The organism is Pseudopedobacter sp. (genome assembly GCF_040392825.1).
GTDB lineage: Bacteria > Bacteroidota > Bacteroidia > Sphingobacteriales > Sphingobacteriaceae > Pseudopedobacter.
In genome coordinates this window covers 1-3,876 of sequence record NZ_JBEBVH010000327.1, presented here as the reverse complement: position 1 = coordinate 3,876, position 3,876 = coordinate 1, and the positions used below count along the sequence as shown (strand labels likewise).

The following is a 3,876-nucleotide window of genomic DNA, read 5'->3' as shown; positions in this document are numbered from 1 at the left end:
AAAATAACCTTTATAGTGCGTTAGCATATTAGCAGTCATGAAAGCGCCATAACCTTGTCCGCCAAGAACAAGCCGGTTTCTATCTGCAATCTGCAATCTGGCCATTTCGTCTATAGCGGCAACAGCATTTTGTTTTAATTGCTCCAGAAAAGTATCATTAGGCATATCGTTACTTTCACCTACAATAGGCATATCCATTTCTAGCACAGCGTAACCCTGAGTTACCCAATAAACAGGCGAATTCCATGTTAAATCTGGTGATCGGAAAGGGGAGCCCTTCACGGTTGCGGCGGCTACAGGTGTTTTATATTCTCTCGGATAAGCCCATACAATAACAGGAATTCTACCTTTATCTATGCCGTAATCTTTCGGTAAATAGATGGTAGAAGAAAGTTTTAGACCATCCATTCGTTTGTAATTTAATATGCGTTTGGTAACTCCGTTAAGTGGAAGATAAGGATTCGTGAAAGAACTCACCTGATACTCTTTCTTGGATTTTATATTTTGATAAAAATAGTCCGCCGGCTGCAGAAAAGATTCTCTGGAAAAAACGAGCTTACCATTGTTATAATGTACAGGTTTTTCGTAATAAGGAGCCTTCGAACGGAAAAGTGTATCGGTTATTTTGGTTTTAACGTTAAATTTCAATAAAAAGGGCCTGTCTCCATTAACAGAGGCCCCATCAGAAATACTAAAAATATTAACATTGCTAGGGTCTAATCTTCTGAATTGATTGGCTTCGAGCAATAAAACATCTTTATTATATTCATTTTTGGTTGTTAAGAAATACCCGGGATCAGAATACCGGTCTTCATAATATCTATCCCATAAATTAACCCGATAAGAGCTATTTGCCGGTTTGATAAAAACTCTTCTTTCTGTTCTTGTTTTCCACCATCTTTCAGTAACAATAGCTATATGATCGTCTCCCCAAACAATAGATTTAAAGCGTAAATAGCAGTCTGCCAATTTATCTGGTTTTTTGTCATCCATATCCTGTGTATAGATAATATCGCGGACAGCTACTCTAAAATTTGGGTTTCCTTCGTCTTGGGCCTCTACCCAAACGTAAGTCTGCGGTTTGTCATGTCTCCATTGAAATGCTCTTTTTGCTGTTATTACAGCATCAAAACCGATAGGTAGATTATCTTGTACAGGTGTTTTGGAAAGATTTCTGTCCAGTTTGCCCTGTTTATCATAAATATCGGTGCTGAAAGGAAATTTATCTAATGGTACCGTATAAGGGTATGGTTTTTCCAGGGTGGAAGTCATCACAAAATTGCCGTCTGGCGAAAAATCAAAATCTTTATAAATAGCAGGTGAAGCAAAGTTTTCAATATCTCCGTTTAGATAAACGGTTTTTAGCTGAGCAGTAAAATACTGATCCAATAGATCTTCGTCTGCAGTACTATTCAGCAAGTCCAGGTATAATTTGGCAGATAAAGCTTTCTCCCGACTTTCTAAGCTAATGGGAGAAACTATATTGGAATGGTTATTCGGTTGACGGTTTACCTTAAACTTTGCAAGGATTGACTGATTATCCGGAGCCCATTGGTATACCCTGCCCAAGGTATTATTTAGCGTTAAATCGGATATTCGTTTAGCATTATAAGTGACCAAAGAGGCTGTCCAAAGTTCCAGTCCATCATTTCCGTCCAGACAAAAAGCAATTATTGTTTGATCCGGAGAAAAAGTAACGTTAGAGATTTTATAGGAATCAGGCAAACCGGACAATCTGATTTCTTCATTATACTCCAGGTTTTTTATACTGATGGAGGTATAGAACTTATGCTTAAGATTATAACCTTTGCCATCAAGCCTTTCGCCAGCCAGTTTAACAGCCGGTACTCTGATCTCTGAAATGGGTACAAGCGTATTTCTTTCCAATACAACCATATAATCACCGGAATTATTGAGAATAACTTCTCTGTGGATTGCATTATCAATTAAATCCTGAATTTCCTGTGCCGGTTTTTGATACCCTCCGGCAGAGTCCTGTGCTAGTGAAGATAGAGTGCTTATTGAAAGTACAAAAGCCGGAATGCATAACATTCCGGCGATTTTAGAGATTGCTTTTAGCATCGCTATAATGAAAGTTTTATGCAGTTTATTTGATATATCTGAAGTCTTGTCCGTTCTTAATATTCAGCAAAGATTCATATATTAAACGTATAACATTGTCCACATCGTCTTTATGTATCATTTCAACCGTCGTATGCATATATCTGAGCGGTAATGAAATTAGGGCAGATACTACACCGTCATTAGAATACGCAAAAGCATCTGTATCTGTTCCGGTAGAACGTGAGGAAGCCTGTCTCTGGAAAGGGATATTGTTTTCCTGTGCTGTTTCTACCAATAATTTATTCAGGTTATTATGAACTGCCGGAGCGTAAGAAACTACAGGTCCTTTGCCACAGGCTAAATCTCCCTGAGTAATCTTATTAATCATAGGTGTAGTGGTATCATGGGTAACATCTGTAACAATAGCCACGTTTGGTTTAATACGGTGGGCAATCATTTCTGCTCCACGTAAACCAATTTCTTCCTGAACAGCGTTAACAATGTACAATCCAAAGGGAAGTTTTTGTTTGTTTTCATGAAGTAAACGAGCAACTTCCGCAATCATGAATCCGCCAGCTCTGTTATCCAAAGCTCTGCCTACGTAGTAACGATCGTTTAAGACCATAAATTCGTCTTCATATGTGATTACGCAACCAACGTGGATTCCCAGGGCTTCAACTTCTTCTTTAGAAGTACAACCACAATCTAAAAATATATTTTTTAGTTGCGGCGTTTCTTCTTTCTCGCCTCCATGTCGTGTGTGAATAGCCGGCCAACCGAAAACTGCTTTTACAATTCCCTTGTCTGTATGAATATTTACTCGTTTAGAAGGAGCTATCTGATGATCTGAACCTCCGTTTCTGATAACGTAGATTAAACCATCTGAAGTAATATAATTTACAAACCATGAGATTTCATCGGCATGAGCCTCGATAACTACTTTATATTCGGCTTTTGGATTAATAATTCCAACTGCAGTTCCGTAATTGTCAACGTAATGTTCGTCTATGTAAGGTTTAATATAATCTAACCACAGTTTTTGTCCCGTATACTCGAACCCTGTAGGAGAGGGATTATTGATGTAAGATTCAAAAAACTTTAAAGATTTCTCTGTTACAATTTGTTGTTTATCCTTTGCTTTCTTCTTTGTCATGTTTACACTATAAATTTATCCAATATCGATAGGTAGCTGATTGGAAAGTAAAGCTATCAAATTTCTTTTTCGATGGTCATAAAATTGATTCCGTTTTTTGTAAAAGTTTTGCCATTTGGAACGAAGCCAAATTTTTTATAGAAATACAGGGCAGATGCTCTGGCATTACACCAAATTGCTGTCTTTTCTAAAGATTTTGCGTGGTTAAGAATGTACTCCATAAGCTGAGAGCCGATTTTCTTGTTTTGAAATTCTCCTCTTACAGAGAATTTTCTGAATAATAGTTTATCGCCATCTTCGTACACAGAAACAACTCCGGCAAGTTTATTGTCTGTAAAAGCTCCAAAATGAGTACCTATAAAATCGTCCTCTAATTTTACAGCTTCTATACCCAAATCAGGGTAAAGCACTTCATGTCTAACAGTCCAGACTAATTCTGGTGTTATTTGCTCTATATTTAAGTTTGTCTCCATGTACAGGTTATATATTCTATTGATTACACAAATATGTGCTTTGTTGTTTTAAAAAAATAATGCATTTACATAAATTACGTGAATATGAATATTGAGTTTAGTTTTATGTAAGTTGAAGATATGTTTTTGTTTGATGGAATCTGGTTTTATTAGTGGTTTGGTTTATAAAGTATTTAAATAATCGTT

General features: G+C 36.8%; 3 protein-coding genes. All 3 read right to left on the bottom strand.

From position 1 onward, the window contains the following. The coding region (locus ABWO41_RS16360) for a S9 family peptidase (protein WP_353140327.1) at nt 1-2,082 on the bottom strand (2,082 nt) is incomplete at its 3' end. Between the two features lie 25 nt (nt 2,083-2,107). After that, the gene (locus ABWO41_RS16355) at nt 2,108-3,217 is read right to left on the bottom strand and encodes a M42 family metallopeptidase (RefSeq protein WP_353140325.1); all 1,110 of its coding nucleotides are present in this window, start codon (nt 3,215-3,217) and stop codon (nt 2,108-2,110) included. A 56-nt stretch (nt 3,218-3,273) separates the two neighbouring features. After that, nucleotides 3,274-3,690, bottom strand: coding sequence for a GNAT family N-acetyltransferase (locus ABWO41_RS16350; RefSeq protein WP_353140323.1), 417 nt, complete (start codon nt 3,688-3,690; stop codon nt 3,274-3,276). Nucleotides 3,691-3,876 lie beyond the last annotated feature (186 nt).

Coding starts and splice junctions, on each gene's coding strand:
- ABWO41_RS16350 (WP_353140323.1), bottom strand. CDS start 3,690: ATGGAGACAAACTTAAATATAGAGCAAATAACACCAGAATTAGTCTGG.
- ABWO41_RS16355 (WP_353140325.1), bottom strand. CDS start 3,217: ATGACAAAGAAGAAAGCAAAGGATAAACAACAAATTGTAACAGAGAAA.